Raw genomic sequence first — 25,449 nt, 5'->3', positions numbered from 1 at the left:
GGTTCAGCACTCGAAGGCGTTTTTCAGCCACTGAAGCGGTTTGCCTGCATGGTGGCTACCCTGCAGGGCGACAACGTCGAAGCGGCAGGGGTGGTTGCCCCATTGGGGCTCCTTGAGCAGGAACAGGCTGGCCGCATGCACCAGCCGTTTCTGCTTGCGCCCATCGATACTGGCGAGGGCGCCTCCGAAGGCCGCGTGCAACCGGTAGCGGACTTCGACGAATACTACTGTATCGGCGTCGAGCATGACCAGATCAAGCTCGCCGCCTTTGCATCGCCAGTTGCGCGCCAGCAGCCGCAGGCCTTGCCCCTGAAAGTACTCAAGGGCTTGGGTTTCTGCAGCGTGGCCGGCGCCGGTCGGTGATGCTGCAGCCATCAGCGCGGGGTATCAGGCAGGCGCTTGACCTGGCCGCCAGCGAATTCAGCCCATGGCAGTTGGCGCTCCACACGCTGGTTGGCGTTGATGCTCAAGCTGCCGGAAAGGCCCTGGACGCGGTTATCCGGCAGCGCCTTCAGTTGGCCCAGTCGCGGTGCCAGGCTGTAGGCATCGACGCCCATGGCGTACAGGCGGCCCAGGCTGCCGGCGGCTTGCGGCCACTGCTGAACCACCTGTTGGCGCAGGCTGTTGCTGGTATCGAGCAGCCACGGGGTTTCGCAGAAGCGGATGCCGTTCATGTCGTTGTACTGGTTGACGTCACCGCTGGCGCTGTACAGGTTGGAAGTGGCGTACACCGGTACGTCACCGGCGTACTGGAAATTCAGGGTCGGCTTGATCTGCTGCGCTTGCTGAGGGGTAGAGGCAAGGAAGAGGAAGTCGATGTCCTGGCGGCGCGACGGTTGTGCGGCGATGTTGCCGCCAACCGTGCTCTGCAGGCTCTTGGCGCGGCTTTCGCTCTGGCGCAGCTGGAACAGGTCGGCAATCTGCTGGGCCAGCGCAACCGGTTGCGCGATGCGTTGGGCTGCGAGCACGGTGCCGCCATTGCCTTCCCAGTCCTGGCGGAAGGCGGCCAGCACGCGATCACCCCATTCGCCGCTCGGCACCAGGGCTACGGCGCGGACCATGCCATCGGCACGGGCGCGACGGGATACTTCGCGTGCTTCGTCTTCGGCCGCCAGGCCGAACTGGAACAATTGCGGTGGGGCCACCTGGCCAGCATCGGCGTAGTTGAGCGCAAGGGTGGTGATCGGCAGTTGCGGTTTGCTGGCCAATTGCTTGACCAGCGGTTTTTCCAGCGGGCCGATGACCAGCTGCACGCCTGCGGCCTGGGCCTGGCGGTAGAAGTCGTCGAGCGAGCCGATGCGCGAGCTGTCGAACACCTGCACCGCAGGGGCGGCTTGGCCAGCCTGCTGGGCCTGGAAGTGGGCGGCCATGAAGCCGTCACGCAGGGCCCGGGCAACCCCGGCCAGTGGCCCTTCCTGGGGCAGCAGCAGGGCGATTTTGGTCAGCGGTTGGCTGGCCAGTTCCTTGAGCTTGACCAGTGGCACTGGCAACTGTTTGGCAGCCGGGTGGTCCGGGTGCTGTTTGACCCAGCTCTCGATGGCGCTCTGTTGCTGCTCAAGGGTGCCGGCACTTTTCACCGCCAGGGCCAGGCTGGTCCAGCCGGCCAGAGTCTGGTCAGTGGCCGGCTGCTGCAACTGCTCGGCCGGCAGCGAGGCGACCAAGGCCCAGATGGCGTCGTTGTTTGCGCTGGCGGCCTGGTCGCTGAGCAATGGGGCCAGCAGTACGCGCTGTTGCGCGGCGGCCAGGGCCTGGCCATCGGCCTCCAGCGCGGCGGCGTGCACGTAGTAGGTGCGCGCCTGCTGTTCCTTCGGCAGCTCGGGAACGTGCTGCAGGCTTGGGTGGGCCAGGGCGGCCAGGGCAGCCTTGGGTTGGTTGCGGCTCATGGCCAGTTCGGCCGCCAGGGTGCTGGCGAACACTTGCTGGGCCGGCTTGAGCGTGTCCAGCGGGACCTGCTCGAGAATGCGTGCGGCGCGGGGGAAGTCCTTCTGCTTGTAGGCCAGGTCGGCTGCGCTCAGGCGCAGCAGGGCGGCGTCTTGCGCAGACTTGCTGGAAGCAGCCTGCTCGAGCAGTTGCTCGATGCTGGCATCCGGGGTGCGTGGCAGTTCGCCCAGGCTGGATGAGGGCGAGCTGGCGCAGGCTGCCAGCAGGGCAGCGAGGCAGAGGGCTGTGAGCAGCCGCAGGCAAGCGATCATGTAAAGGTCCTGTTACTCGATCAAGTTGGCCGGCAATTGTACCCAAGCACTGGCCGGGGCGCGATGTTGCCGTGTCGATCCTTCACTATAGGTGGCTTGCCGCCGGTCGCGTATGAAGTTCTTTGCGCCCTGTTGCGGGCGCTCGGGCTACAATGGCGCCTTTGATCCGAATGACAGGTGTGCGCAGTGACTGATGTGGCAGGGGCTTCTAAATCCACCGTGGGAACGCTGTATGTGGTGGCAACTCCCATCGGCAACCTCGATGACATGAGCGCCCGAGCGCTCAAGGTGCTGGCAGACGTGGCGCTGATCGCAGCCGAAGACACCCGCCATTCAATCCGCCTGCTGCAACATTTTGGCATCGATACACCACTGGCGGCCTGCCACGAGCATAACGAGCGGGACGAAGGCGGGCGCTTTCTCGGCAAGCTGTTGGCCGGCGAAGATGTGGCGCTGGTTTCCGATGCCGGTACCCCGTTGATTTCCGACCCTGGCTACCACCTGGTGCGCCAGGCGCGGGCTGCCGGGGTCAGCGTGGTGCCGGTGCCGGGCGCCTGCGCCTTGATCGCGGCATTGTCGGCGGCGGGCCTGCCCTCGGACCGTTTCATTTTCGAAGGTTTCCTGCCGGCCAGGCAGGCGGGGCGCCTGGCACGCCTGGAGCAAGTGCGCGAAGAGCCGCGCACGCTGATTTTCTATGAAGCGCCGCACCGTATCCTCGAGTGCCTCGAGGACATGGAAACGGTGTTTGGCGGGGAGCGCCCGGCGTTGCTGGCGCGCGAACTGACGAAAACCTTCGAGACGCTCAAGGGCTTGCCCCTGGCCGAGTTGCGTGCGTTCGTCGCCGGTGATAGCAACCAGCAGCGCGGTGAGTGCGTGGTGCTGGTCGGTGGCTGGACTGCACCGGAGGGCGAGCAGGCCATCAGTAGCGAGGCCCAGCGCGTGCTCGACCTGTTGCTGGCCGAGTTGCCGCTGAAGCGGGCGGCGGCGCTTGCCTCGGAAATTACCGGCGTGCGCAAGAACCTGTTGTATCAACGTGCCCTGGATAAACAGAAGGCCCAGTAGTGGCAAATTGATATAAATGCTGCTGGCGCTTGTTCTTGAGCGCGTGTGCCGTTAACCTTGTCGGCGGAGAGTCGATCGGACAGTCGCTGCCGTCTTTTGTTCCGCAAAAGTTCGGGGGAGGAAAGTCCGGGCTCCATAGGGCAGAGTGCCAGGTAACGCCTGGGAGGCGTGAGCCTACGGAAAGTGCCACAGAAAATAACCGCCTAAGCACTTCGGTGCCGGTAAGGGTGAAAAGGTGCGGTAAGAGCGCACCGCACGGCTGGCAACAGTTCGTGGCTAGGTAAACCCCACTCGGAGCAAGACCAAATAGGGTTCCATCAGGCGTGGCCCGCGTCGGAACCGGGTAGGTTGCTAGAGGCGTCCAGTGATGGCCGTCGTAGAGGAATGACTGTCCTCGACAAAACCCGGCTTACAGATCGACTCTCCACCTTTCTTTTCTGCATCTTTCGATAGCAGACCCCCCTTTGGTAATACCGAAAAAATCTTACTCTTAATAAATCACTTTAAGTTCAAGCCCCAGTGGCTTGTGCGGGTTTGATTTTTCTCGTGTTTTTTTCATTGTGAAATACCTTTCACAATCCTTTAACGCGCTAAATCTCGGTCCTGTAAGGCTTTTCCTTCCGAACGTGCCTTGACGGTGCCTCCGGCGGATTCCTATAGTGTGCGCAAGTGGCAGAAAGTGGGATGAAGTGGGTTTTCTGGCACAAAAAAGATAACATTGTGGGGAATCGCAGCCGTGTTCCGCGGAGCCAACGCCGTCAGTCTCGATGCCAAGGGCCGTCTCGCCATGCCGAGCCGGTACCGTGACGAGCTCGATTCGCGTTGCAACGGTCAGCTGATCGTGACCATCGACGCCGTGGACCCGTGCTTGTGTGTTTATCCCCTCGATGAGTGGGAACAGATAGAAGCCAAGTTGCGTGCCTTGCCATCGTTGCGTGAGGAAAACCGCCGCCTGCAGCGATTGCTGATTGGCAATGCGGTAGACCTGGAACTCGACGGCAGTGGGCGTTTCCTGGTGCCGCCCCGTTTGCGTGAGTACGCCAAGCTCGACAAGAAGGCGATGCTGGTGGGGCAACTGAACAAATTCCAGCTGTGGGATGAAGATGCCTGGAACGCGGTTTCGGCAGCCGACCTTGCAGCTATTCAACAACCGGGCGCCATGCCCGACGAATTGCGTGACCTGATCCTGTGACCATAGATAGCGGCTTCAACCACATTACCGTCCTGCTCGACGAAGCTGTCGAGGCATTGGCCTTGCGCGCCGACGGTTGCTATCTGGACGGCACGTTTGGCCGTGGCGGACACAGCCGCCTGATCCTCAGCAAGCTCGGGCCGCAAGGGCGGCTGCTGGGCTTCGACAAAGACCCACAAGCGATTGCCACAGGGCAAGCGCTGGCGGCCGAAGACGGCCGCTTTGTCATTGTGCAGCGCAGCTTTGCCGAGCTGGGCGCAGAAGTGGCCGAGCGCGGCCTGCATGGCAAGGTCAGCGGCGTGTTGCTGGACCTTGGCGTGTCCTCGCCGCAACTGGACGACCCCGAGCGGGGCTTCAGCTTTCTCAATGATGGCCCGCTGGACATGCGCATGAACCCCGATCAGGGCGTCAGCGCTGCCGAATTCATTGCCACCGCACCGGTGGAAGAAATTGCCCGCGTGTTCAAGGAATACGGCGAAGAGCGCTTTGCCGGGCGCATGGCGCGTGCCGTGGTCGAGCGCCGCGAAAAGCAGCCGTTCACCCGCACTGCCGACCTGGCAGAGGTGCTCAAGGTGGCCAACCCGGCCTGGGAGAAGGGCAAAAACCCGGCCACCCGCGCCTTCCAGGGCTTGCGCATCCACGTCAACAACGAACTGGGTGACCTGGAAGCGGGGCTTGAGGCCGCGCTCGACGCGCTCGAAGTCGGCGGTCGGCTGGCGGTCATCAGCTTCCACTCGCTGGAAGACCGCATCGTCAAACTGTTCATGCGCAAGCTGGTCAAGGGCGAGGCCGACAACCTGCCACGCAACCTGCCGGTACAGCACAAGGTCTTCGAGCCCAAGGTCAAGCTCATCGGCAAGGCCCAGTTCGCCTCCGAAGCCGAGCTCAAGGCAAACCCGCGGTCGCGCAGCGCCGTGATGCGTGTGGCGGAGAAGTTGCGGTGAGCAGGCTGTTCGCCAAGCCCTTGCCAGGCGGGAGCTTCCTGATGCTCCTGCTGTTCGTTGCCGTGCTGGTTTCGGCCATTGCGGTGTCCTACAGCGCGCACTGGAACCGCCAGTTGCTCAATACCCTGTACGGTGAGCTGAACGAGCGTGACAAGGCCCAGGCCGAGTGGGGCCGGTTGATCCTCGAGCAGAGCACCTGGACCGCGGCCAGCCGTATCGAAAACCTTGCGTCCGAGCAATTGAAGATGCGCGTGCCTGCGGCTGACGAAGTGCGGATGGTGGCGCCATGATGAAACTCGAAGGCGCACTGTACCCATGGCGTTTCCGCGTGGTCATCGGCCTGCTGGCACTCATGGTCGGCGCCATCTGCTGGCGCATCATCGACCTGCAGGTGGTCGACCGTGACTTCCTCAAGGGCCAGGGCGACGCGCGCAGCCTGCGCCATATCTCGATCCCGGCCCACCGTGGGCTGATTACCGACCGCAACGGTGAGCCATTGGCGGTCAGTACCCCGGTCACGACCCTGTGGGCCAACCCCAAGGAAATGCAGGCCTCCAAAGAGCGCTGGCCGCAATTGGCAGCAGCGTTGGGGCAAAACCCGCAGCAGCTGAACGAGCGCCTGACCCAGCAGGCCAACAAAGAGTTCATCTACCTGGTCCGCGGCCTGACCCCGGAGCAGGGCCAGCATGTGCTCGACCTGAAAGTGCCCGGCGTGTACGGGCTGGAAGAATTCCGCCGGTTCTACCCGGCCGGTGATGTCACTGCGCATATGGTCGGCTTCACAGACCTGGACGACCACGGGCGCGAAGGGGTCGAGCTGGCCTATGACGAGTGGCTGGCCGGCGTGCCTGGCAAGCGCCAGGTCATCAAGGACCGGCGCGGCCGGCTGATCAAGGATATTCAGGTCACCAAGAACGCCAAGGCCGGGAAGACCTTGGCGTTGTCGATTGACCTGCGTCTGCAATACCTGGCTACACGCGAGCTGCGCAACGCCATTGCCGAACAGAACGCCAAGGCCGGCAGCCTGGTGATCATGGACGTCAAGACCGGTGAGGTCCTGGCCATGGTCAACCAGCCGACCTACAACCCCAACAACCGCCGCAGCATGTTCCCGGCGGCCATGCGTAACCGGGCGATCATCGACGTGTTCGAGCCAGGTTCGACGGTGAAGCCGATCTCCATGAGCGCAGCGCTGGAAAGCGGCCGCTGGAAACCTACCGACAAGGTCGAGGTATACCCCGGCAGCCTGCAGATCGGCCGCTACACCATCAAGGACGTGTCGCGCAGCGAGGGTCCGATCCTCGACCTGACCGGCATCCTGATCAACTCCAGTAACGTGGGCATGAGCAAGATCGCCTTCGACATCGGTGGCGAGGCCATCTACCGCGTGATGTCCCAGGTCGGCCTGGGCCAGTACACCGGCCTTGGCTTCCCGGGTGAGCGTGTCGGCAACCTGCCGAACCACCGCGAGTGGCGCAAGGCCGAGACGGCCACCCTGTCTTACGGCTACGGCGTGTCGGTGACCGCCCTGCAGCTGGTGCATGCCTACGCGGCATTGGCCAACGACGGCAAGATGGTCCCGCTGTCGATCCTCAAGGTGGACAAGGCGCCCGAGGCCGTGCAGGCCATTCCGAAGGAAACCGCGGAAACCATCCAGGGCATGTTGCAGCAGGTGATCGAGGCGCCGCGTGGGGTATTCCGCGCCCAGGTGCCGTTCTACCACGTGGCCGGCAAGTCCGGTACTGCACGTAAAGCCACGGTGGGTTCCAAGGGGTACACCGAAAATGCCTACCGCTCGCTGTTCGCAGGCTTCGGCCCGATGAGCGATCCGCGTTACGCCATCGTCGTGGTGATCGACGAACCGGGCAAGGGTGGCTACTTCGGTGGCCTGGTTTCGGCACCGGTGTTCAGCAAGGTCATGTCCGGCACCCTGCGCCTGATGAACGTGCCGCCAGACAACCTGCCGCCGCCAGCTGCTGTTGCACCTGCCGGGCAACCCCAAGTCAATGCTGCCGCTGCCAAGGGAGGGCGTGGGTGATGACAATGCCATTGAGCAAACTGTTTGCACACGCCAGCCGCGATCCGATGATCCGCGAACTGACCCTGGACAGCCGCAACGTGCGCCCGGGTGACTTGTTCCTGGCAGTGCCGGGGGCCAAGGTCGATGGCCGTGGGCACATTGCCGATGCCTTGGCCCGTGGTGCTGCCGCCGTGGCTTATGAAGAGCAGGGCGCCAACGTGCTGCCGTTGACCGATGTGCCGCTGATCCCGGTCAAAGGCCTGATCGCTCAGCTGTCGGATATTGCCGGCCGCTTCTATGGCGAGCCCAGCCGGCAGCTGGACCTGGTCGGCGTGACCGGTACCAACGGCAAGACCAGTGTCACCCAGTTGCTGGCGCAGGCGTTGGAGCTGCTCGGCAAGCGCTGCGGCCTGATCGGCACCCTCGGTACCGGGTTCTACGGTGAACTGCAAAGTGGCCGCCTGACCACCCCTGACCCGATTGCCGTGCAGTCGACGCTGTATGGCCTGAAAAAGGCTGGCGCCAAAGCCGTGGCCATGGAGGTGTCCTCCCATGCCCTGGAACAAGGCCGCGTGGCTGCACTGGCTTTCGACATTGCGGTGATGACCAACCTGTCCCGCGATCACCTCGACTATCACGGCAGCATGCAGGCGTACGAAGCGGCCAAGGCCAAGCTGTTCGCCTGGCCGAGCCTGCGCTGCCAGGTGGTGAACCTGGACGACGAGTTCGGTCGGCGCCTGGCTCAAGCTTTCGAGGATAGGGCGCCGGCAGATCCTATCGAGTCACGGCTGCTCAGCTATAGCCTGGAAAACCCGGACGCGGCGCTGTTCTGCACCAAGGCCAAGTTCGATGACGATGGCGTGCGCGCCACATTGGTCACTGCCCAGGGTGAGCGCATTCTGCGCAGCCAGTTGCTCGGCCGTTTCAACCTGAGCAACATGCTGGCGGCGGTGGCAACCCTGCTGGCAATGGACTTTGCCCTTGACGAGATCCTCGGCGTCATCCCCAAACTGCAAGGGCCGGTAGGCCGCATGCAGCGCCTGGGTGGCGGCGCCAAGCCACTGGTGGTGGTCGACTACGCACATACGCCAGATGCGCTGGAGAAGGTTCTGGAAGCCCTGCGCCCGCATGCTCACGGCCAGCTGCTGTGCCTGTTCGGCTGCGGTGGCGACCGTGATCGCGGCAAGCGCCCACTGATGGCCGAAGTGGCCGAGCGCCTGGCGGACCGCGTCCTGGTTACCGACGACAACCCGCGTAGCGAAGACCCGCTGCGTATCTTCGACGACATTCGCCCCGGTTTTGCCAAGCCTGCCGAGGTGGAATTCATCGCTGGCCGCGGCGCGGCCATTGCGCACCTGATTGCTACCGCTGCTGCCGACGACGTGATCGTGTTGGCTGGCAAGGGGCACGAGGATTACCAGGAGATCAACGGCGAGCGCCATGATTTCTCCGACTTGATCGAAGCCGAAAAGGCACTTGCAGCCTGGGAGGCTCCACATGCTTAAGCCCATGTCACTCAGCCAGCTGGTCCCGCTGCTGAACGGTCAGCAGATCGGCGCCGATGCGGCGTTCACCGGCGTCAGCATCGACAGCCGCAGTGTCAGTGCCGGGCAACTGTTCGTCGCCTTGACCGGCCCGCGTTTCGACGGCCACGACTACCTGGCCGATGTCAAAGCCAAGGGTGCCGTCGCGGCGCTGGTCGAGCGCGAGGTGGCCGATGTCGACCTGCCGCAATTGCGCGTGGCTGACTGCCGCCTGGCCCTGGGCCAGCTCGGGGCACTGAACCGTGCTGCCTATGACAAGCCAGTGGTGGCCATTACCGGTTCCAGCGGCAAGACCACAGTCAAGGAAATGCTTGCCAGCATCCTGCGCACCCGTGGTCTTGTGCACGCCACCCGTGGCAACCTCAACAACGACCTCGGTGCGCCGCTGACACTGCTGGAAATCGCTGCGCAGCACAGTGCTGCGGTGATCGAGCTGGGCGCTTCGCGCATCGGTGAAATTCGCTACACCGTCGGCCTGACCCGGCCGCAGGTGGTCGTCATCAACAACGCCGGTACCGCCCATGTTGGCGAGTTCGGCGGCCCGGAGAAAATCGTCGAAGCCAAAGGCGAGATCCTTGAAGGCCTGGGCGAGGGCGGTATCGCCATTCTCAACCTGGACGACAAGGCCTTCGCGACCTGGAAGGCCCGTGCCGGGGCGCACAAGGTCATCAGCTTCGCCCGCAGCGACGCCCGTGCCGACTTCCATGCCAGCGCCATTGGGCGCGACGCCCGTGGTTGCCCGTCATTCCAGCTGCATGGCGCCGGCGAGGTGGCCCAGGTGCAGCTCAATGTGCTCGGTGAGCACAATGTCAGCAACGCCCTGGCCGCTGCCGCCGCTGCCCATGCCGTTGGTCTGAGCCTGGCTGGCATTGCAGCTGGCCTTGCGGCGGTGCAGCCGGTCAAGGGCCGCACCGTGGCGCAGATCGCGCCCAGTGGTGTGCGTGTGATCGACGACAGTTACAACGCAAATCCCACCTCGATGTGCGCGGCCATTGATATACTCGCCGGCTTCTCCGGCCGCACCGTCCTGGTGCTTGGGGATATCGGCGAACTGGGGCAGTGGGCGGAAGAAGGCCACCGGCAGGTGGGTGACTACGCGCGCGGCAAGGTCGACGCCCTGTACGCAGTGGGTTCCAACATGAAACATGCGGTCGAGGCGTTCGGCGCCAATGGCCGTCATTTCGCTACTCAAGCTGAGCTGATCGACGCGGTTAGTGCCGAAAACGCCAGCGACACCACTATTTTGATCAAGGGCTCGCGCAGCGCTGCGATGGAAAACGTCGTGGCGGCTTTGTGCGGTGCCAGCGGGGAGAAACATTAATGCTGCTGCTGTTGGCCGAGTATCTGCAACAGTTCCACAAAGGCTTCGCGGTCTTTCAGTACCTGTCCCTGCGCGGGATTCTGGGTGTACTGACCGCGTTGTCCCTGGCGCTGTGGCTGGGGCCGTGGATGATCCGTACGCTGCAAATTCGCCAGATCGGCCAGGCCGTACGTAACGACGGCCCGCAATCGCACCTGTCCAAGTCCGGCACCCCGACCATGGGCGGCGCACTGATCCTGTCGGCCATCGCTGTCAGCACCCTGCTGTGGGCCGACCTGAGCAACCGCTACGTCTGGGTGGTGCTGATCGTCACCCTGGCCTTCGGTGCCATCGGCTGGGTCGACGACTACCGCAAGGTGATCGAAAAGAATTCGCGGGGCCTGCCAAGCCGCTGGAAGTACTTCTGGCAGTCGGTGTTCGGCCTGGCGGCGGCGGTGTTCCTGTACAAGACCGCACCGACCAGCGTCGAAACCACGCTGATCCTGCCCTTCATCAAGGACGTCACCATTCCGCTGGGCGTCGGCTTCGTGGTGCTGACCTACTTCGTCATCGTCGGCTCCAGCAACGCGGTCAACCTCACCGACGGCCTCGACGGCCTGGCGATCATGCCCACGGTGATGGTCGGCGGCGCGCTGGGCATCTTCTGCTACCTGTCGGGTAACGTGAAATTCGCCGAGTACCTGCTGATTCCCTACGTGCCTGGCTCGGGCGAATTGATCGTGTTCTGTGGCGCCTTGATCGGTGCCGGCCTGGGCTTTTTGTGGTTCAACACCTACCCGGCACAAGTCTTCATGGGTGACGTCGGCGCGCTGGCGCTGGGCGCTGCCCTGGGCACCATCGCGGTGATCGTGCGCCAGGAAATCGTGCTGTTCATCATGGGCGGCATCTTTGTAGTGGAAACCCTGTCGGTGGTGATTCAAGTCGCCTCGTTCAAGCTGACCGGCAAACGGGTGTTCCGCATGGCACCGATCCACCACCACTTTGAACTCAAGGGCTGGCCAGAGCCACGCGTGATCGTCCGCTTCTGGATCATCACCGTGATCCTGGTGCTGATCGGCCTTGCCACCCTGAAACTGAGGTAGATGAGCGTGTCTTTGATCGCTTCCGACCAATTCCGCATCGTTGTCGGCCTCGGCAAGAGCGGCATGTCCCTGGTTCGCTTCCTGGCGAGCCGGGGCATTGCCTTTGCGGTCGCCGACACCCGCGAGCAACCGCCGGAACTGGACACCCTGCGCCGTGATTACCCGCAGGTGGAAGTGCGTTGTGGTGAACTGGACGTGGACTTCCTGTGCCGCGCCAACGAGCTGTACGTGAGCCCTGGCCTGGCCCTGGCTACCCCGGCCCTGCAGCAGGCCGCAGCGCGGGGCGTGCAACTGTCGGGGGATATCGAGCTGTTCGCCCGCCATGCCAAGGCGCCGATCATCGCCATCAGCGGTTCCAACGCCAAGAGCACCGTGACCACGCTGGTGGGTGAAATGGCAGCCAAAGCCGGCAAGCGCGTGGCCGTGGGCGGTAACCTGGGGACCCCGGCACTGGACCTGCTGGCCGACGACGTCGAGCTGTACGTGCTGGAGCTGTCGAGCTTCCAGCTGGAAACCACCGACCAGCTCAATGCCGAAGTGGCCACCGTGCTGAACATCAGCGAAGACCACATGGACCGCTACAGCGGCCTGCCGGCCTATCACCTGGCCAAGCACCGCATCTTCCGCGGTGCCAGGCAGGTGGTCGTGAACCGCCAGGACGCCCTGAGCCGGCCACTGCCGGTAGAAGGCCGACCTTGCTGGTCCTTCGGCCTCAACCAACCAGACTTCAAGGCATTCGGCCTGCGCGAAGTGGATGGCGAGAAATACCTGGCGTTCGAATTTCAGGCATTGCTGCCGGTGCGCGAGCTGAAGATTCGCGGCGCCCATAACCAGAGCAATGCACTGGCGGCGTTGGCCTTGGGCCATGCTGCCGGGTTGCCGTTCGAGCCGATGCTCGAAGCGCTGCGCGAATTCGCGGGCCTGGCCCACCGTTGCCAGTGGGTGCGCGAGCGTGACGGCGTGAACTGGTACGACGATTCCAAGGCCACCAATGTCGGTGCTGCATTGGCCGCCATCGAAGGCCTGGGGGCCGATATCGAGGGCAAGCTGGTGTTGATCGCAGGTGGCGACGGCAAAGGCGCCGAGTTCGGCGCCCTGCGTGAACCGGTCAAGCGGTTTTGCCGCGCCGTGGTGTTGCTGGGCCGTGATGCCGAGCGCCTTGCCCAAGCCTTGGGTGATGACGTGCCGCTGGTGCGGGTAAAAACCCTCGACGACGCCGTGCAACAGTGCGCCGACCTGGCCCGGGCCGGGGATGCCGTGCTGTTGTCGCCAGCCTGCGCCAGCCTCGACATGTTCCGGAACTTCGAAGAACGCGGGCGGCTGTTCGCCCAGGCAGCGGGGGCCCTGGCATGATCTTCGGTGTGCTCAAGCCGTATCCGTCGCCGCTGATCAGCGGCCGTGGCATCGACCTCGACTTCGCGATGCTGGCCGGCTGCCTGGCCTTGCTCGGCCTGGGCCTGGTGATGATCACCTCGGCCTCCTCGGAAGTGGCTGCAGCGCAGTCGGGCAACCCGCTGTACCACATGTTCCGCCACCTGGTGTACGTGTTCCTGGGCCTGGTGGCTTGTGGTGCGACCCTGATGATCCCGATCGCCACCTGGCAGCGCATGGGCTTCCTCATGTTGCTGGGCGCCTTCGGCTTGCTGGTGCTGGTGCTGGTGCCGGGGATCGGCCGCGAAGTGAACGGCTCCATGCGCTGGATCGGCTTCAGCTTCTTCAACGTGCAGCCTTCGGAAATCGCCAAGGTGTTCGTGGTGGTCTACCTTGCCGGGTACCTGGTGCGCCGCCAGACCGAAGTCCGCGAGACCTGGATGGGCTTCTTCAAACCCTTCATCGTGTTGCTGCCGATGGCTGCGCTGCTGCTGATGGAACCGGACTTCGGCGCCACCGTGGTGATGATGGGCGCGGCCGCGGCCATGTTGTTCCTTGGCGGTGTCGGGCTGTTCCGCTTCAGCCTCATGGTGCTGCTGGCAGTGTTGGCGGTGTTCGTTCTGGTGCAGGCGCAGCCTTACCGCATGGCGCGCCTGATCACCTTTACTGACCCATGGTCCGACCAGTTCGGCTCCGGTTACCAGTTGACCCAGGCGTTGATCGCGTTCGGCCGTGGCGAGTGGCTGGGCGTTGGCCTGGGCAACAGCGTGCAGAAGCAGTTCTACCTGCCTGAAGCGCACACCGACTTCGTGTTCTCGGTACTGGCCGAAGAGCTGGGCGTGGTCGGCTCGCTGGTGACCATCGCCCTGTTCGTGTTCGTGACCGTCCGCGCCCTGTACATCGGCCTGTGGGCGGAGAAGGCCAAGCAGTTCTTCGCCGCGTACATGGCGTTCGGCCTGGCCTTCCTGTGGATCGGCCAGTTCCTGATCAACATCGGGGTGAATGTCGGCTTGCTGCCGACCAAAGGCCTGACCCTGCCGTTCCTCAGCTACGGGGGCAGCTCGCTGGTCATCTGTTGTGCTTGCGTGGGCTTGTTGTTGCGTATCGAGTGGGAAAGCCGTACGCACCTGGGCAGCGAGGAGCACGAATTCAGCGAAAGCGATTTTGCCGAGGAGACCAGTCATGGCCGCTGACGGCAAGAACGTACTGATCATGGCCGGCGGTACCGGCGGGCACGTGTTCCCGGCCCTGGCCTGCGCCCGTGAGTTCCAGGCGCGCGGGTACAGCGTGCACTGGCTGGGCACCCCGCGCGGCATCGAGAATGAACTGGTGCCCCAGGCCGGCCTGCCGCTGCACCTGATCCAGGTCAGCGGCCTGCGCGGCAAAGGCAAGCTGTCGTTGCTCAAGGCACCCTTGACCCTGGTCAAGGCCGTTCTCCAGGCAAGGCGGATCATTCGCCAGCTCAAGCCGGTGTGCGTGCTTGGCTTTGGTGGTTATGTGACCGGCCCCGGCGGCGTGGCCGCGCGGCTGTGTGGCGTGCCGCTGGTGATCCATGAGCAGAACGCCCGCGCCGGTACCGCCAACCGCTTGCTGGTGCCGCTGTCTGCGCGGGTTTGCGAGGCGTTCCCGAACACCTTCGAGGCCAGCGACAAGCGCCGCACCACCGGCAACCCGGTGCGCCCCGAGTTGTTCCTGGATGCGCCGCGCGCGCCCCTGGCCGAACGCCGGGCACGGCTGTTGGTGCTGGGCGGCAGCCTGGGGGCGGAACCATTGAACAAATTGTTGCCTAAGGCCCTGTCCGAAGTGCCTGCTGCCGTGCGGCCCGAGGTGTTTCACCAGGCCGGCAAGCAGCACGCGCAGATCACCGCCGAGCGTTATCACGAGGCCGGCGTCGAGGCTCAGGTCGAGCCTTTCATCAAGGACATGGCCCAAGCCTATGGCTGGGCCGACATGGTGGTGTGTCGGGCGGGTGCGCTAACCGTCAGCGAGCTGGCGGCGGCAGGCCTGCCTTCGGTGCTGGTGCCGTTGCCTCACGCAATCGACGATCACCAGACCCACAACGCCCAATATCTGGCTCGCGAAGGTGCTGCCTTCCTGATGCCACAAGCGACAACTGGCGCAGCGCAGCTCGCTGAACGCCTGAATGAGGTGCTGATGCAACCCGAGAAACTCAATGTCATGGCAGGTACCGCTCGGCGCCTGGCCAAACCTGCAGCAACCAGCACCGTGGTCGATATCTGCCTGGAGGTGGCCCATGGTTGAGAGCCAGAAAGCCATGCCCCAGCCGAAAATGGGTCGTATCCGTCGCATTCACTTCGTCGGTATCGGCGGCGTGGGTATGTGCGGCATTGCCGAAGTGTTGCTGAACCTGGGCTATGAAGTGTCCGGTTCCGACCTGAAAGCCTCGCCGGTCACCGAGCGCCTGGAGTCATTCGGTGCCGAGATCTTCGTCGGTCACCGTGCCGAGAACGCTGCCACTGCCGATGTGCTGGTGGTTTCCAGCGCCATCAACCCGGCCAACCCGGAAGTGGCCACCGCCCTCGAGCGGCGCATTCCGGTGGTACCGCGTGCCGAGATGCTCGCCGAACTGATGCGCTACCGCCATGGTGTGGCAGTCGCCGGTACACACGGCAAGACCACCACCACCAGCCTGCTGGCCTCGGTATTCGCCGCAGGCGGTCTGGACCCGACCTTCGTCATCGGTGGTCGCCTGACCGCGGCCGGCACCAATGCCCAGCTGGGCACCAGCCGCTACCTGATCGCCGAAGCCGATGAAAGCGATGCCAGCTTCCTGCACCTGCAGCCGATGGTGGCTGTGGTCACCAACATCGACGCCGACCACATGGCGACCTATGAAGGCGACTTCAACAAACTGAAGAAAACCTTCGTCGAATTCCTGCACAACCTGCCGTTCTATGGCCTGGCGGTGATGTGCCTGGACGACCCGGTGGTACGCGAGATTCTGCCGCAGGTGAAGCGCCCGACCGTGACCTACGGTTTCAGCGAAGAGGCCGACATCCGCGCCATCAATGTGCGCCAGCAGGGTATGCAGACCCATTTCACCGTGCTGCGCCGCGACTGCGAGCCGCTGGACGTGTCGGTGAACATGCCGGGCAACCACAACGTGCTCAATGCCCTGGCCACCATCGCCATTGCCACTGACGAAGGCATCGCTGACGAAGCCATCGTGCAGGGCCTTTCCGGCTTCCAGGGCGTTGGCCGTCGCTTCCAGGTTTACGGCGAGCTGCCGGTCGAAGACGGCAGCGTGATGCTGGTCGATGACTACGGCCACCACCCGACCGAAGTGGCCGCCGTGATCAAGGCTGTGCGTGGTGGCTGGCCAAGCCGCCGCCTGGTGATCGTCTACCAGCCGCACCGCTATAGCCGCACCCGCGACCTGTACGACGATTTCGTTCAGGTGCTGGGCGATGCCAACGTGCTGCTGCTGATGGAGGTGTACCCGGCTGGCGAAGAGCCAATCCCCGGTGCCGACAGCCGGCAGCTGTGCCACAGCATTCGCCAGCGCGGCAAGCTCGACCCGATCTACATCGAACGTGGCGCCGAGCTGGCGCCACTGGTCAAGCCGTTGCTGCGCGCTGGCGACATCCTGCTCTGCCAGGGTGCCGGTGACGTTGGCGGCCTGGCCCCGCAACTGATGAAAAGCCCGCTGTTCGCTGGCGCCAAGCAGGAGAAGTCGAAATGACCAGCGCCTACGACAAGCTGCACTCTACCCTCGACGTGAAAGCGTTTGGCCGCGTTGCCGTGCTGTACGGCGGCAAGAGTGCCGAGCGCGAAGTGTCGCTCAAGTCCGGCGCCGCCGTGATCGATGCGCTGACCACCGCCGGTGTGGACGTCGTTGCCATCGACGTCGGTGACGACCTGCTCGACCGCCTGCAGAACGAGAAGATCGACCGCGCCTTCATCATCCTCCACGGCCGTGGCGGTGAGGATGGCAGCATGCAGGGGCTGCTGGAGTGCCTGGGCATCCCTTATACCGGTAGCGGCATCCTCGCTTCGGCCCTGGCCATGGACAAGCTGCGTACCAAGCAGGTGTGGCAGAGCCTGGGCATTCCTACCCCGCGCCACGCGGTGCTGGCGAGTGAAAGCGATTGTTTGCAGGCCAGTACGGAACTGGGCTTCCCGCTGATCGTCAAACCCGCCCATGAAGGCTCTAGCATCGGCATGGCCAAGGTGAACAGCGCCGAGGAACTGATCGCCGCCTGGCAAGACGCTGCCCAGTACGATTCCCAGGTACTGGTAGAGCAGTGGATCCACGGCCCGGAGTTCACCATTGCGGTGCTGCGCGGCCAGGTGCTGCCGCCGATCGCCCTGGGTACACCGCACGTGTTCTACGACTACGACGCCAAGTACATCGCCAACGATACCCAGTACCGCATTCCGTGCGGCCTGGATAGCGCCAAGGAACAGGAACTGATCGACCTGACCGCCCGTGCCTGTGATGCCGTTGGCATCGAGGGCTGGGGGCGGCTGGACGTGATGCAGGACGAGCAAGGCCGGTTCTGGCTGCTCGAAGTAAACACCGCACCCGGCATGACCGATCATAGCCTGGTGCCCATGGCGGCCCGCGCGGCTGGCCTGGACTTCCAGCAACTGGTGCTGGCAATCCTGGCCGAAAGCGTGGCGACGCGAGGTTAATCATCATGCAAGGCGCAATGATACGTCAGCAGCAACCCGTAACCGGCCGTAGCAAGCCGGTGCCGCGTGGTGCCAGCAGGCTGGTGGCCGACGAGCCCGTATCGGCGCGCCTGCCGCGGCCCAGCCTCGGCGGCCTGAAGCGCCTGCTGTGGCCGGTATTGCTGGTGGCAGCAGGCTTCGGTGCCTACGAAGGGGCCATCCGCCTGATGCCTTATGCCGACCGGCCCATCGCCAAGATCGATGTGCAGGGCGACCTCACCTACATCAGCCAGCAGTCGGTGCAGCAGCGTATCGCCCCTTACGTGGCCGCGAGCTTCTTCAGTGTCGACCTGCCGGCGATGCGTGCGGAGCTCGAACAGATGCCCTGGATCGCCCACGCCGAAGTGCGCCGGGTGTGGCCTGACGAGGTGGTCATCCGCCTGGAAGAACAGCTGCCGGTGGCGCGCTGGGGCGACGAAGCCTTGCTCAACAACCAGGGCCAGGCATTCACCCCGCGTGAGCTGGCCAACTATGAGCACCTGCCGCAGCTTGCCGGGCCGCAGCGTGCCCAGCAACAAGTCATGCAGCAGTATCAGGTATTGAGCCAGATGCTGCGCCCCTTGGGCTTTTCCATCGCTCGCCTGGAGCTGCGCGAGCGAGGCAGCTGGTTCCTGACCACTGGCGCGAGCAGCGCCGGGCCGGGCATCGAGCTGCTGCTGGGGCGCGACCATCTGGTGGAGAAGATGCGCCGTTTCATTGCCATTTACGACAAGACACTCAAAGACCAGATCAGCACTATCGCCCGCATTGATCTGCGTTATTCCAACGGACTTGCCGTTGGTTGGCGGGAACCGATTGCACCGACGACGGCCCAACCCGCCGTTGCGAAGAATTAGAGAGAGGCAGGACCATGGCAAACGCGCATAGCGGCAAAATGATCGTCGGGCTGGATATTGGCACCTCCAAGGTGGTGGCGCTGGTCGGCGAAGTGGGCGAAGACGGTACCCTGGAGATCGTCGGTATCGGCACACACCCGTCCCGCGGCCTGAAAAAAGGCGTGGTGGTGAACATCGAGTCGACCGTGCAATCGATCCAGCGCGCCGTCGAAGAAGCGCAGCTAATGGCCGGCTGCCGCATCCACTCGGCGTTCGTGGGCGTCGCCGGTAACCATATCCGCAGCCTGAACTCCCACGGCATCGTCGCCATCCGTGACCGCGAGGTCAGCCTGGCCGACCTGGAGCGGGTACTGGACGCGGCCCAGGCGGTGGCCATTCCGGCAGACCAGCGCGTGCTGCACACCCTGCCGCAGGACTACGTGATCGACAACCAGGAAGGCGTCCGCGAGCCGCTGGGCATGTCTGGCGTGCGTCTGGAAGCCAAGGTTCACGTGGTGACCTGCGCGGTCAACGCGGCACAGAACATCGAAAAGTGCGTGCGCCGCTGCGGCCTGGAAATCGACGACATCATCCTCGAGCAGTTGGCTTCGGCCTATTCGGTGCTCACCGACGATGAAAAGGAACTGGGCGTGTGCCTGGTCGACATCGGTGGCGGTACCACCGACATCGCCATCTTCACCGAAGGCGCGATCCGCCACACCGCTGTCATTCCGATTGCCGGCGACCAGGTGACCAACGACATCGCCATGGCCCTGCGTACCCCGACCCAGTACGCCGAAGAAATCAAGATCCGCTACGCCTGCGCCCTGGCCAAACTGGCGGGCGCTGGCGAGACCATCAAGGTGCCGAGCGTGGGCGACCGCCCACCGCGCGAGCTGTCGCGTCAGGCCCTGGCCGAGGTGGTGGAGCCGCGTTACGACGAGCTCTTCACCCTGATCCAGGCCGAACTGCGCCGCAGCGGGTACGAGGACCTGGTGCCAGCGGGCATCGTCCTCACCGGCGGTACCGCGAAGATGGAAGGTGCCGTGGAACTGGCCGAGGAAATCTTCCACATGCCGGTACGCCTGGGCGTACCGCACAGCGTTCGGGGCCTGAGCGACGTGGTTCGCAACCCCATTTATTCCACCGGCGTGGGCTTGCTCACCTACGGCCTGCTCAAGCAGTCCGAGGACATGGTCCTGACCGGCAGCAGCAACAGCAGCAACAACAGCTATGGCGATGAACCGAAGGCCCCAGTGCTTGAACGCTTCAAGCGCTGGGTACAGGGCAACTTCTAAGTTTCAAAGCAGTAGTGGTAGGCGCAACAACTAGAGAACTGTAAGGAGAGGGAAAATGTTCGAGCTCGTAGACAACGTCCCGCAAAGCCCGGTCATCAAAGTGATCGGCGTTGGTGGTGGTGGCGGCAACGCCGTCAACCACATGGTCAAGAGCAGCATCGAAGGCGTGGAATTCATCTGCGCCAACACGGATGCTCAGGCCCTGAAAAACATTGGTGCACGCACCATCCTGCAATTGGGCACTGGCGTGACCAAGGGCCTGGGTGCTGGCGCCAATCCGGAAGTCGGCCGTCAGGCCGCACTGGAAGACCGTGAGCGCATCGCCGAAGTACTGCAAGGCACCAACATGGTGTTCATCACCACTGGCATGGGCGGCGGTACCGGTACCGGTGCTGCACCGATCATCGCCGAAGTGGCCAAGGAAATGGGCATCCTCACCGTAGCCGTGGTGACCCGTCCGTTCCCGTTCGAGGGCCGCAAGCGCATGCAGATCGCCGATGAAGGCATCCGCATGCTGGCTGAAAGCGTCGACTCGTTGATCACCATCCCCAACGAGAAACTGCTGACCATCCTGGGCAAGGATGCCAGCCTGCTGTCCGCCTTCGCCAAAGCCGATGATGTACTGGCCGGTGCCGTGCGCGGTATCTCCGACATCATCAAGCGCCCGGGCATGATCAACGTCGACTTCGCCGACGTGCGCACCGTCATGGGTGAAATGGGCATGGCGATGATGGGTACTGGTTGCGCCAGCGGCCCGAACCGTGCACGCGAAGCCACCGAAGCAGCCATCCGCAACCCGCTGCTGGAAGATGTCAACCTGCAGGGCGCCCGCGGCATCCTGGTGAACATCACCGCTGGCCCGGACCTGTCGCTGGGTGAATACTCCGACGTGGGTAGCATCATCGAAGCCTTCGCCTCTGACCACGCCATGGTCAAGGTCGGTACCGTGATCGATCCGGACATGCGTGACGAACTGCACGTGACCGTTGTGGCCACCGGCCTGGGCGCGCGTATCGAGAAGCCTGTGAAAGTGGTCGACAACACCCTGCAGACTGCCCAGCAGGCGTACGAAGCGTCCAACCCGGCGCCAGTTCGTCAGGAGCAGCCAGCCGTGAACTACCGTGACCTGGAGCGCCCGACCGTAATGCGCAACCAGGCCCACGCCGGTGCTGCGGCAGCCGCGAAAATGAACCCTCAGGATGACCTGGATTACCTGGATATCCCGGCATTCCTGCGTCGTCAGGCTGATTAATGGAATTTATCAGGGGTATAAAGGTGATTGGTATTCATCAAAGGTTGGGTCTGTTATCATCCCCAGCCTTTGTTGATACCTGTTCGCAATTTGCGCTGAAGCGGCCAATGCCATGATTAAACAACGCACCCTGAAGAATACCATCCGTGCCACAGGTGTCGGCCTGCACTCCGGGGAGAAGGTTTACCTGACCCTCAAGCCTGCACCTGTTGACACCGGCATCGTCTTCCGCCGCGCCGACCTCGACCCTGTGGTCGAGATCCCTGCGCGTGCGGCCAACGTCGGCGAGACCACCATGTCGACGACGCTGGTCAACGGTGACGTCAAGGTCGATACGGTCGAGCACCTGCTCTCCGCCATGGCGGGCCTGGGCATCGATAACGCCTACGTCGAGCTCTCCGCCTCGGAAGTGCCGATCATGGATGGCAGCGCCGGTCCCTTCGTATTCCTGATTCAGTCTGCCGGCCTGGAAGAACAGGACGCAGCCAAGAAGTTCATCCGCATCCTGCGTGAGGTGACTGTGGAAGAGGGCGACAAGCGCGCCACTTTCCTGCCTTTCGACGGTTTCAAGGTGAGCTTCGAGATCGACTTCGATCACCCGGTCCTCAAGGGCCAGACCCAGAGCGCGGTTGTCGACTTCTCCAGCACCTCGTTCGTGAAGGAAGTCAGCCGCGCCCGCACGTTCGGTTTCATGCGTGACATCGAGTACCTGCGCAAGCACAACCTTGCGTTGGGTGGCAGTGTCGAGAATGCCATCGTGGTCGACGAGACAGGTGTGCTCAACGAAGACGGCCTTCGTTCCGATGACGAATTCGTCAAGCACAAGATCCTCGACGCCATTGGCGACCTCTACCTGCTGGGCAACAGCCTGATCGGCGAGTTCAAGGGCTACAAGTCCGGCCATGCGCTGAACAACCAGCTGTTGCGCAAGCTGATTGCCGAAACCGATGCCTGGGAAGTGGTCACGTTCGAAGATGCCAGTACGGCACCGATCTCGTACATGCGCCCTGTTGCGGCCGTGTAAGTTCGAACACTCTCTCTAGTGTTGTAATCAAGGCCACCTTCGGGTGGCCTTTTTTATTGCTTGTCGCCAGCGTGGGCGGCCAAGCGCTCCAGTGCAGCGCGCAGCTTGGGGTCGGCGATGCCCTCGGCGGTGTCACGCAGGCTTGCCGCGGCGCTGGTGGACAGCTCGGCAGCATGCCCGCCGCGTTTGGCCGGTACCAGGGGCGGCTGCACCTTGTAGAGGATGCGCCGGAGGTTGCCAAAGGCTTCCATGGCCTGCAATGCGGCCAGCAGGCGCTTCTGCTGGTAGCGCAGGCGGGTAGCCCAATGGCCATCGGTCACCACCAGCAACAAGGTGCCATCGCGCCATGAGGCCACGTGGCAATGCTCGCGGGCAGCCGGTTGCAGCTGGCTTTCCAGCAGGCGCTGCAGGTGTTCCAGGCGTTCGGCGTGGTTCAGCAGCAGGCGCAGCGGGCGCACCTGGCGCAGCAGGGCCGAGGGTGGCTGGGCGGGGGAGGGTTTGTAGGCCATGGGGGTACGCATGAGGTTACAAGATCGGCAGTTTAACACCTGTAGAACCTGTGCTGGCCGCTTCGCGGGCACGCCCGCTCCCACAGGGATTGCGCAACACTCAGGCCTGTAGTGATCCTGTGGGAGCGGGCGTGCCCGCGAAGAGGCCAGCACAGGCAACGCAAGATAAGACTGGTTCTCGATACCTTTCATGTTGCCAAACCTTGAACTCAGGGAAAATGCCCCTATCTAAACCAAGCCCCTGCCAAAGCGCTGTGCCAGCATCGTGGAAATCCACCACTTTCCTCACCATCGTTTCCGGGTAGAATGCTCGTTCGCATGCGGCCTCAGGGCTGCACGGGCGACTCATGGGGCCGCCCTCCATCCCTACGTGTGGAAGATCCTGCCGATATGTTTGCGCCTTTGTTAAAAAAACTTTTTGGAAGCAAGAACGAGCGTGAAGTAAAACGCATGCTCAAGACGGTGAGTATCGTCAATGCCTTCGAAGAGAAGATGGTGGCCCTCTCCGACGAGCAACTGCGGGGCAAGACTGCAGAGTTCAAGGAGCGCCTGGCCAAAGGCGAGACACTGGACCAATTGTTGCCCGAAGCCTTTGCCGTGGCCCGCGAGGCCGGCAAGCGCGTGATGGGCATGCGCCACTTCGACGTTCAGTTGATTGGCGGCATGACCCTGCACGAAGGCATGATCGCAGAAATGCGTACCGGTGAAGGCAAGACCTTGGTCGGTACCCTGGCCGTGTACCTCAACGCACTGTCCGGCAAGGGCGTGCATGTGGTTACCGTCAACGACTACCTGGCCCGCCGCGACGCCAACTGGATGCGCCCGCTGTACGAGTTTCTCGGCCTGTCGGTCGGTATCGTATCGGCCTTCCAGCCGCCGGAAGAAAAGCGTGCTGCCTATGCGGCCGACATCACCTACGGCACCAACAACGAATTCGGTTTCGACTACCTGCGCGACAACATGGCGTTCAGCCAGGACGAGAAGTTCCAGCGTGAACTGAACTTCGCCGTGATCGACGAAGTGGACTCCATTCTCATCGACGAAGCGCGTACCCCGCTGATCATCTCCGGCCAGGCCGAAGACAGCTCCAAGCTGTACATCGAGATCAACCGCCTGATCCCGCGCCTGACCCAGCACATCGAAGAAGTCGAAGGCCAGGTCACTCAGGAAGGCCACTTCACCATCGACGAGAAGAGCCGCCAGGTCGAGCTCAACGAGGCCGGTCACCAGTTCATCGAAGAGATGCTGACCCAGGCCGGGTTGCTGGCTGAAGGCGAGAGCCTGTACTCGGCGCATAACCTGGGCCTGCTGACCCACGTGTATGCCGGCCTGCGCGCGCACAAGCTGTTCCACCGCAACATCGAGTACATCGTCCAGGACGGCCAGGTACTGCTGATCGACGAGCACACCGGCCGGACCATGCCGGGCCGGCGCCTGTCCGAAGGTCTGCACCAGGCCATCGAGGCCAAGGAAAACCTGAACATCCAGGCCGAGAGCCAGACCCTGGCCTCGACCACCTTCCAGAACTACTTCCGCCTGTACACCAAGCTGTCCGGCATGACCGGTACCGCCGACACCGAAGCCTTCGAGTTCCAGTCGATCTACGCGCTGAACGTGATGGTCATCCCGCCGAACAAGCCGCTGGCGCGCAAGGACTTCAACGACCTGGTGTACCTGACCGCCGACGAGAAGTACGCCGCGATCATTGCCGACATCAAGGAAAGCATGAAGCAGGGCCGGCCGATTATGGTTGGTACCGCGACCATCGAAACGTCCGAACACATGTCGAACCTGCTGAAGAAAGAAGGTATCGACCACAAGGTACTGAACGCCAAGTACCACGAGAAAGAAGCCGAAATCATCGCCCAGGCAGGTGCGCCGGGTGCCCTGACCATCGCCACCAACATGGCCGGCCGTGGTACCGACATCCTGCTGGGCGGTAACTGGGAAGCCGAAGTGGCCGCCCTGGAAAACCCGACCGCCGAGCAGATCGCCCAGATCAAGGCCGACTGGCAGAAGCGTCACCAGCAGGTGATCGAGGCCGGTGGCCTGCACGTGATCGCCTCCGAGCGCCACGAGTCGCGCCGTATCGACAACCAGTTGCGTGGCCGTTCCGGCCGTCAGGGGGACCCGGGCTCCAGCCGCTTCTACCTGTCGCTGGAAGACAGCCTGATGCGTATCTTCGCCTCCGACCGAGTGAAGAACTTCATGAAGGCCCTGGGCATGCAGGCGGGCGAGGCCATCGAACACCGCATGGTCACCAATGCCATCGAGAAGGCGCAGCGCAAGGTCGAAGGCCGCAACTTCGACATCCGCAAGCAGTTGCTTGAATACGACGACGTGGCCAACGAGCAGCGCAAGGTGATCTACCACATGCGCAACAGCCTGCTGGCGGCCGAGAACATTGGCGACACCATCGTCGAATTCCGCAAGGAAGTCCTCGACGCTACCATCAGCCAGCACATTCCGCCGCAGTCGCTGCCCGAGCAGTGGGACGTGGCCGGCCTGGAGGCATCGCTGGCCAGCGACTTCGCCATCAAGCTGCCGATCCAGCAGTGGCTCGACGAAGACGATCACCTCTACGAGGAGACGCTGCGCGAGAAGCTGCTGAACGAGATCACCACGGCCTACACCGAGAAAGAAGACCAGGCCGGCCTCGACGCCCTGCGTACCTTCGAGAAGCAGATTCTGCTGCGTGTGCTGGACGACCTGTGGAAAGACCACCTGTCGACCATGGACCACTTGCGCCACGGTATTCACCTGCGTGGCTATGCGCAGAAGAACCCCAAGCAGGAGTACAAGCGCGAGTCGTTCAGCCTGTTCCAGGAACTGCTGGAGTCGATCAAGCGCGATACCATCCGCGTGCTGTCGCACGTTCAGGTACGCCGCGAAGACCCGGTCGAAGAGGAAGCTCGCCTGCGCCGCGAGGCCGAGGAGCTGGCCAGCCGCATGCAGTTCGAGCACGCCCCAGCCCCTGGCCTGGAAGGCGAGCAGCTGAGCGAGGAGGAGACCGAAGTGGCCGTTGCCTCGGCGCCGGTGCGCAACGAGCAGAAGCTGGGCCGCAACGAGCCTTGCTGGTGTGGTTCGGGCAAGAAGTTCAAGCATTGCCACGGGCAGATCGAATGATC

The 25,449-nt window shown here is 63.4% G+C and carries 21 protein-coding genes and 1 other RNA gene; 19 read left to right on the top strand and 3 right to left on the bottom strand.

Annotated features, from left to right (window positions below):
- Nucleotides 1-3: 3 nt before the first annotated feature.
- Nucleotides 4-375 (bottom strand): YraN family protein, encoded by a 372-nt coding sequence (locus tag B3361_RS03725; RefSeq protein WP_286920113.1) that lies wholly within the window; start codon nucleotides 373-375, stop codon nucleotides 4-6.
- Entirely contained in the window at nucleotides 375-2,192 is a 1,818-nt protein-coding gene (locus B3361_RS03720; protein WP_009684425.1) for a penicillin-binding protein activator, read from the bottom strand. The genes B3361_RS03725 and B3361_RS03720 overlap by 1 nt, the downstream gene beginning before the upstream one ends.
- Before the next feature lie 186 nt (nucleotides 2,193-2,378).
- On the opposite strand from B3361_RS03720, the gene rsmI reads away from it, so the two are divergent.
- The 18 genes from rsmI to lpxC all read left to right on the top strand — a co-directional run bounded on the left by rsmI (nucleotide 2,379) and on the right by lpxC (nucleotide 21,812).
- Nucleotides 2,379-3,254 carry a 16S rRNA (cytidine(1402)-2'-O)-methyltransferase gene (gene rsmI / locus B3361_RS03715; RefSeq protein WP_054905341.1) on the top strand — a complete coding sequence of 292 codons (876 nt, stop codon included), beginning with the start codon at nucleotides 2,379-2,381 and terminating at the stop codon, nucleotides 3,252-3,254.
- Between the two features lie 67 nt (nucleotides 3,255-3,321).
- Nucleotides 3,322-3,682: RNase P RNA component class A (gene rnpB / locus B3361_RS03710), an RNA gene on the top strand.
- 308 nt (nucleotides 3,683-3,990) lie between these two features.
- Complete coding sequence (gene mraZ / locus B3361_RS03705; protein ID WP_004575120.1) at nucleotides 3,991-4,446, top strand: division/cell wall cluster transcriptional repressor MraZ; 456 nt, start codon at nucleotides 3,991-3,993, stop codon at nucleotides 4,444-4,446.
- Nucleotides 4,443-5,390, top strand: a complete 948-nt coding sequence (gene rsmH, locus B3361_RS03700; RefSeq protein WP_009684422.1) for a 16S rRNA (cytosine(1402)-N(4))-methyltransferase RsmH — start codon at nucleotides 4,443-4,445, stop codon at nucleotides 5,388-5,390. The genes mraZ and rsmH overlap by 4 nt, the downstream gene beginning before the upstream one ends.
- Complete coding sequence (gene ftsL / locus B3361_RS03695) at nucleotides 5,387-5,680, top strand: cell division protein FtsL (RefSeq protein WP_009684421.1); 294 nt, start codon at nucleotides 5,387-5,389, stop codon at nucleotides 5,678-5,680. The genes rsmH and ftsL overlap by 4 nt, the downstream gene beginning before the upstream one ends.
- A complete protein-coding gene (locus B3361_RS03690) occupies nucleotides 5,680-7,428 on the top strand; it encodes a peptidoglycan D,D-transpeptidase FtsI family protein (RefSeq protein WP_166524950.1) in 1,749 nt (582 codons plus the stop codon). Before ftsL ends, B3361_RS03690 begins: the two co-directional genes overlap by 1 nt.
- Nucleotides 7,428-8,915, top strand: a complete 1,488-nt coding sequence (locus tag B3361_RS03685; protein ID WP_154211298.1) for a UDP-N-acetylmuramoyl-L-alanyl-D-glutamate--2,6-diaminopimelate ligase — start codon at nucleotides 7,428-7,430, stop codon at nucleotides 8,913-8,915. Before B3361_RS03690 ends, B3361_RS03685 begins: the two co-directional genes overlap by 1 nt.
- Nucleotides 8,908-10,275: a UDP-N-acetylmuramoyl-tripeptide--D-alanyl-D-alanine ligase gene (locus B3361_RS03680; RefSeq protein WP_054905338.1), complete on the top strand. Its 1,368-nt coding sequence runs from the start codon at nucleotides 8,908-8,910 to the stop codon at nucleotides 10,273-10,275. Before B3361_RS03685 ends, B3361_RS03680 begins: the two co-directional genes overlap by 8 nt.
- A complete protein-coding gene (gene mraY / locus B3361_RS03675; protein WP_003251852.1) occupies nucleotides 10,275-11,357 on the top strand; it encodes a phospho-N-acetylmuramoyl-pentapeptide-transferase in 1,083 nt (360 codons plus the stop codon). The genes B3361_RS03680 and mraY overlap by 1 nt, the downstream gene beginning before the upstream one ends.
- A 6-nt stretch (nucleotides 11,358-11,363) precedes the next feature.
- Nucleotides 11,364-12,710: a UDP-N-acetylmuramoyl-L-alanine--D-glutamate ligase gene (gene murD / locus B3361_RS03670; protein WP_054905348.1), complete on the top strand. Its 1,347-nt coding sequence runs from the start codon at nucleotides 11,364-11,366 to the stop codon at nucleotides 12,708-12,710.
- Nucleotides 12,710-13,921: a putative lipid II flippase FtsW gene (ftsW, locus tag B3361_RS03665; protein WP_177331337.1), complete on the top strand. Its 1,212-nt coding sequence runs from the start codon at nucleotides 12,710-12,712 to the stop codon at nucleotides 13,919-13,921. Before murD ends, ftsW begins: the two co-directional genes overlap by 1 nt.
- The gene (gene murG, locus B3361_RS03660) at nucleotides 13,911-14,990 is read left to right on the top strand and encodes an undecaprenyldiphospho-muramoylpentapeptide beta-N-acetylglucosaminyltransferase (RefSeq protein ID WP_029886558.1); all 1,080 of its coding nucleotides are present in this window, start codon (nucleotides 13,911-13,913) and stop codon (nucleotides 14,988-14,990) included. Before ftsW ends, murG begins: the two co-directional genes overlap by 11 nt.
- Nucleotides 14,983-16,431 (top strand): UDP-N-acetylmuramate--L-alanine ligase, encoded by a 1,449-nt coding sequence (gene murC / locus B3361_RS03655; RefSeq protein ID WP_054905336.1) that lies wholly within the window; start codon nucleotides 14,983-14,985, stop codon nucleotides 16,429-16,431. The genes murG and murC overlap by 8 nt, the downstream gene beginning before the upstream one ends.
- Nucleotides 16,428-17,384, top strand: coding sequence for a D-alanine--D-alanine ligase (locus B3361_RS03650; protein ID WP_029886560.1), 957 nt, complete (start codon nucleotides 16,428-16,430; stop codon nucleotides 17,382-17,384). Before murC ends, B3361_RS03650 begins: the two co-directional genes overlap by 4 nt.
- 5 nt (nucleotides 17,385-17,389) lie before the next feature.
- The gene (locus B3361_RS03645) at nucleotides 17,390-18,259 is read left to right on the top strand and encodes a cell division protein FtsQ/DivIB (RefSeq protein ID WP_029886561.1); all 870 of its coding nucleotides are present in this window, start codon (nucleotides 17,390-17,392) and stop codon (nucleotides 18,257-18,259) included.
- A 14-nt stretch (nucleotides 18,260-18,273) separates the two neighbouring features.
- Complete coding sequence (gene ftsA / locus B3361_RS03640; protein WP_009684408.1) at nucleotides 18,274-19,536, top strand: cell division protein FtsA; 1,263 nt, start codon at nucleotides 18,274-18,276, stop codon at nucleotides 19,534-19,536.
- Between the two features lie 55 nt (nucleotides 19,537-19,591).
- The gene (gene ftsZ, locus B3361_RS03635) at nucleotides 19,592-20,788 is read left to right on the top strand and encodes a cell division protein FtsZ (RefSeq protein WP_009684407.1); all 1,197 of its coding nucleotides are present in this window, start codon (nucleotides 19,592-19,594) and stop codon (nucleotides 20,786-20,788) included.
- A 112-nt stretch (nucleotides 20,789-20,900) separates the two neighbouring features.
- The gene (gene lpxC / locus B3361_RS03630; protein WP_003260771.1) at nucleotides 20,901-21,812 is read left to right on the top strand and encodes a UDP-3-O-acyl-N-acetylglucosamine deacetylase; all 912 of its coding nucleotides are present in this window, start codon (nucleotides 20,901-20,903) and stop codon (nucleotides 21,810-21,812) included.
- Nucleotides 21,813-21,865: 53 nt separating this feature from the next.
- Here lpxC and B3361_RS03625 read toward each other — a convergent pair whose 3' ends face one another.
- Entirely contained in the window at nucleotides 21,866-22,321 is a 456-nt protein-coding gene (locus tag B3361_RS03625) for a DUF721 domain-containing protein (RefSeq protein WP_054905335.1), read from the bottom strand.
- Nucleotides 22,322-22,711: 390 nt separating this feature from the next.
- Here B3361_RS03625 and secA point away from each other — a divergent pair, with 390 nt between their 5' ends.
- Nucleotides 22,712-25,447 (top strand): preprotein translocase subunit SecA, encoded by a 2,736-nt coding sequence (gene secA, locus B3361_RS03620; RefSeq protein WP_154211657.1) that lies wholly within the window; start codon nucleotides 22,712-22,714, stop codon nucleotides 25,445-25,447.
- Nucleotides 25,448-25,449 lie beyond the last annotated feature (2 nt).

It is taken from the genome of Pseudomonas sp. UBA6699, assembly GCF_002454615.1.
Classification (GTDB): Bacteria; Pseudomonadota; Gammaproteobacteria; order Pseudomonadales; family Pseudomonadaceae; genus Aquipseudomonas; species Aquipseudomonas juntendi.
Note: the sequence above shows the minus strand (reverse complement) of the source record. Positions and strands in the feature narration are given on the sequence as shown.

Coding starts and splice junctions, on each gene's coding strand:
- B3361_RS03725 (WP_286920113.1), bottom strand. CDS start 375: ATGGCTGCAGCATCACCGACCGGCGCCGGCCACGCTGCAGAAACCCAA.
- B3361_RS03720 (WP_009684425.1), bottom strand. CDS start 2,192: ATGATCGCTTGCCTGCGGCTGCTCACAGCCCTCTGCCTCGCTGCCCTG.
- B3361_RS03690 (WP_166524950.1), top strand. CDS start 5,680: ATGAAACTCGAAGGCGCACTGTACCCATGGCGTTTCCGCGTGGTCATC.
- B3361_RS03685 (WP_154211298.1), top strand. CDS start 7,428: ATGACAATGCCATTGAGCAAACTGTTTGCACACGCCAGCCGCGATCCG.
- B3361_RS03680 (WP_054905338.1), top strand. CDS start 8,908: ATGCTTAAGCCCATGTCACTCAGCCAGCTGGTCCCGCTGCTGAACGGT.
- mraY (WP_003251852.1), top strand. CDS start 10,275: ATGCTGCTGCTGTTGGCCGAGTATCTGCAACAGTTCCACAAAGGCTTC.
- murG (WP_029886558.1), top strand. CDS start 13,911: ATGGCCGCTGACGGCAAGAACGTACTGATCATGGCCGGCGGTACCGGC.
- murC (WP_054905336.1), top strand. CDS start 14,983: ATGGTTGAGAGCCAGAAAGCCATGCCCCAGCCGAAAATGGGTCGTATC.
- B3361_RS03650 (WP_029886560.1), top strand. CDS start 16,428: ATGACCAGCGCCTACGACAAGCTGCACTCTACCCTCGACGTGAAAGCG.
- B3361_RS03645 (WP_029886561.1), top strand. CDS start 17,390: ATGCAAGGCGCAATGATACGTCAGCAGCAACCCGTAACCGGCCGTAGC.
- ftsA (WP_009684408.1), top strand. CDS start 18,274: ATGGCAAACGCGCATAGCGGCAAAATGATCGTCGGGCTGGATATTGGC.
- ftsZ (WP_009684407.1), top strand. CDS start 19,592: ATGTTCGAGCTCGTAGACAACGTCCCGCAAAGCCCGGTCATCAAAGTG.
- lpxC (WP_003260771.1), top strand. CDS start 20,901: ATGATTAAACAACGCACCCTGAAGAATACCATCCGTGCCACAGGTGTC.
- B3361_RS03625 (WP_054905335.1), bottom strand. CDS start 22,321: ATGGCCTACAAACCCTCCCCCGCCCAGCCACCCTCGGCCCTGCTGCGC.
- secA (WP_154211657.1), top strand. CDS start 22,712: ATGTTTGCGCCTTTGTTAAAAAAACTTTTTGGAAGCAAGAACGAGCGT.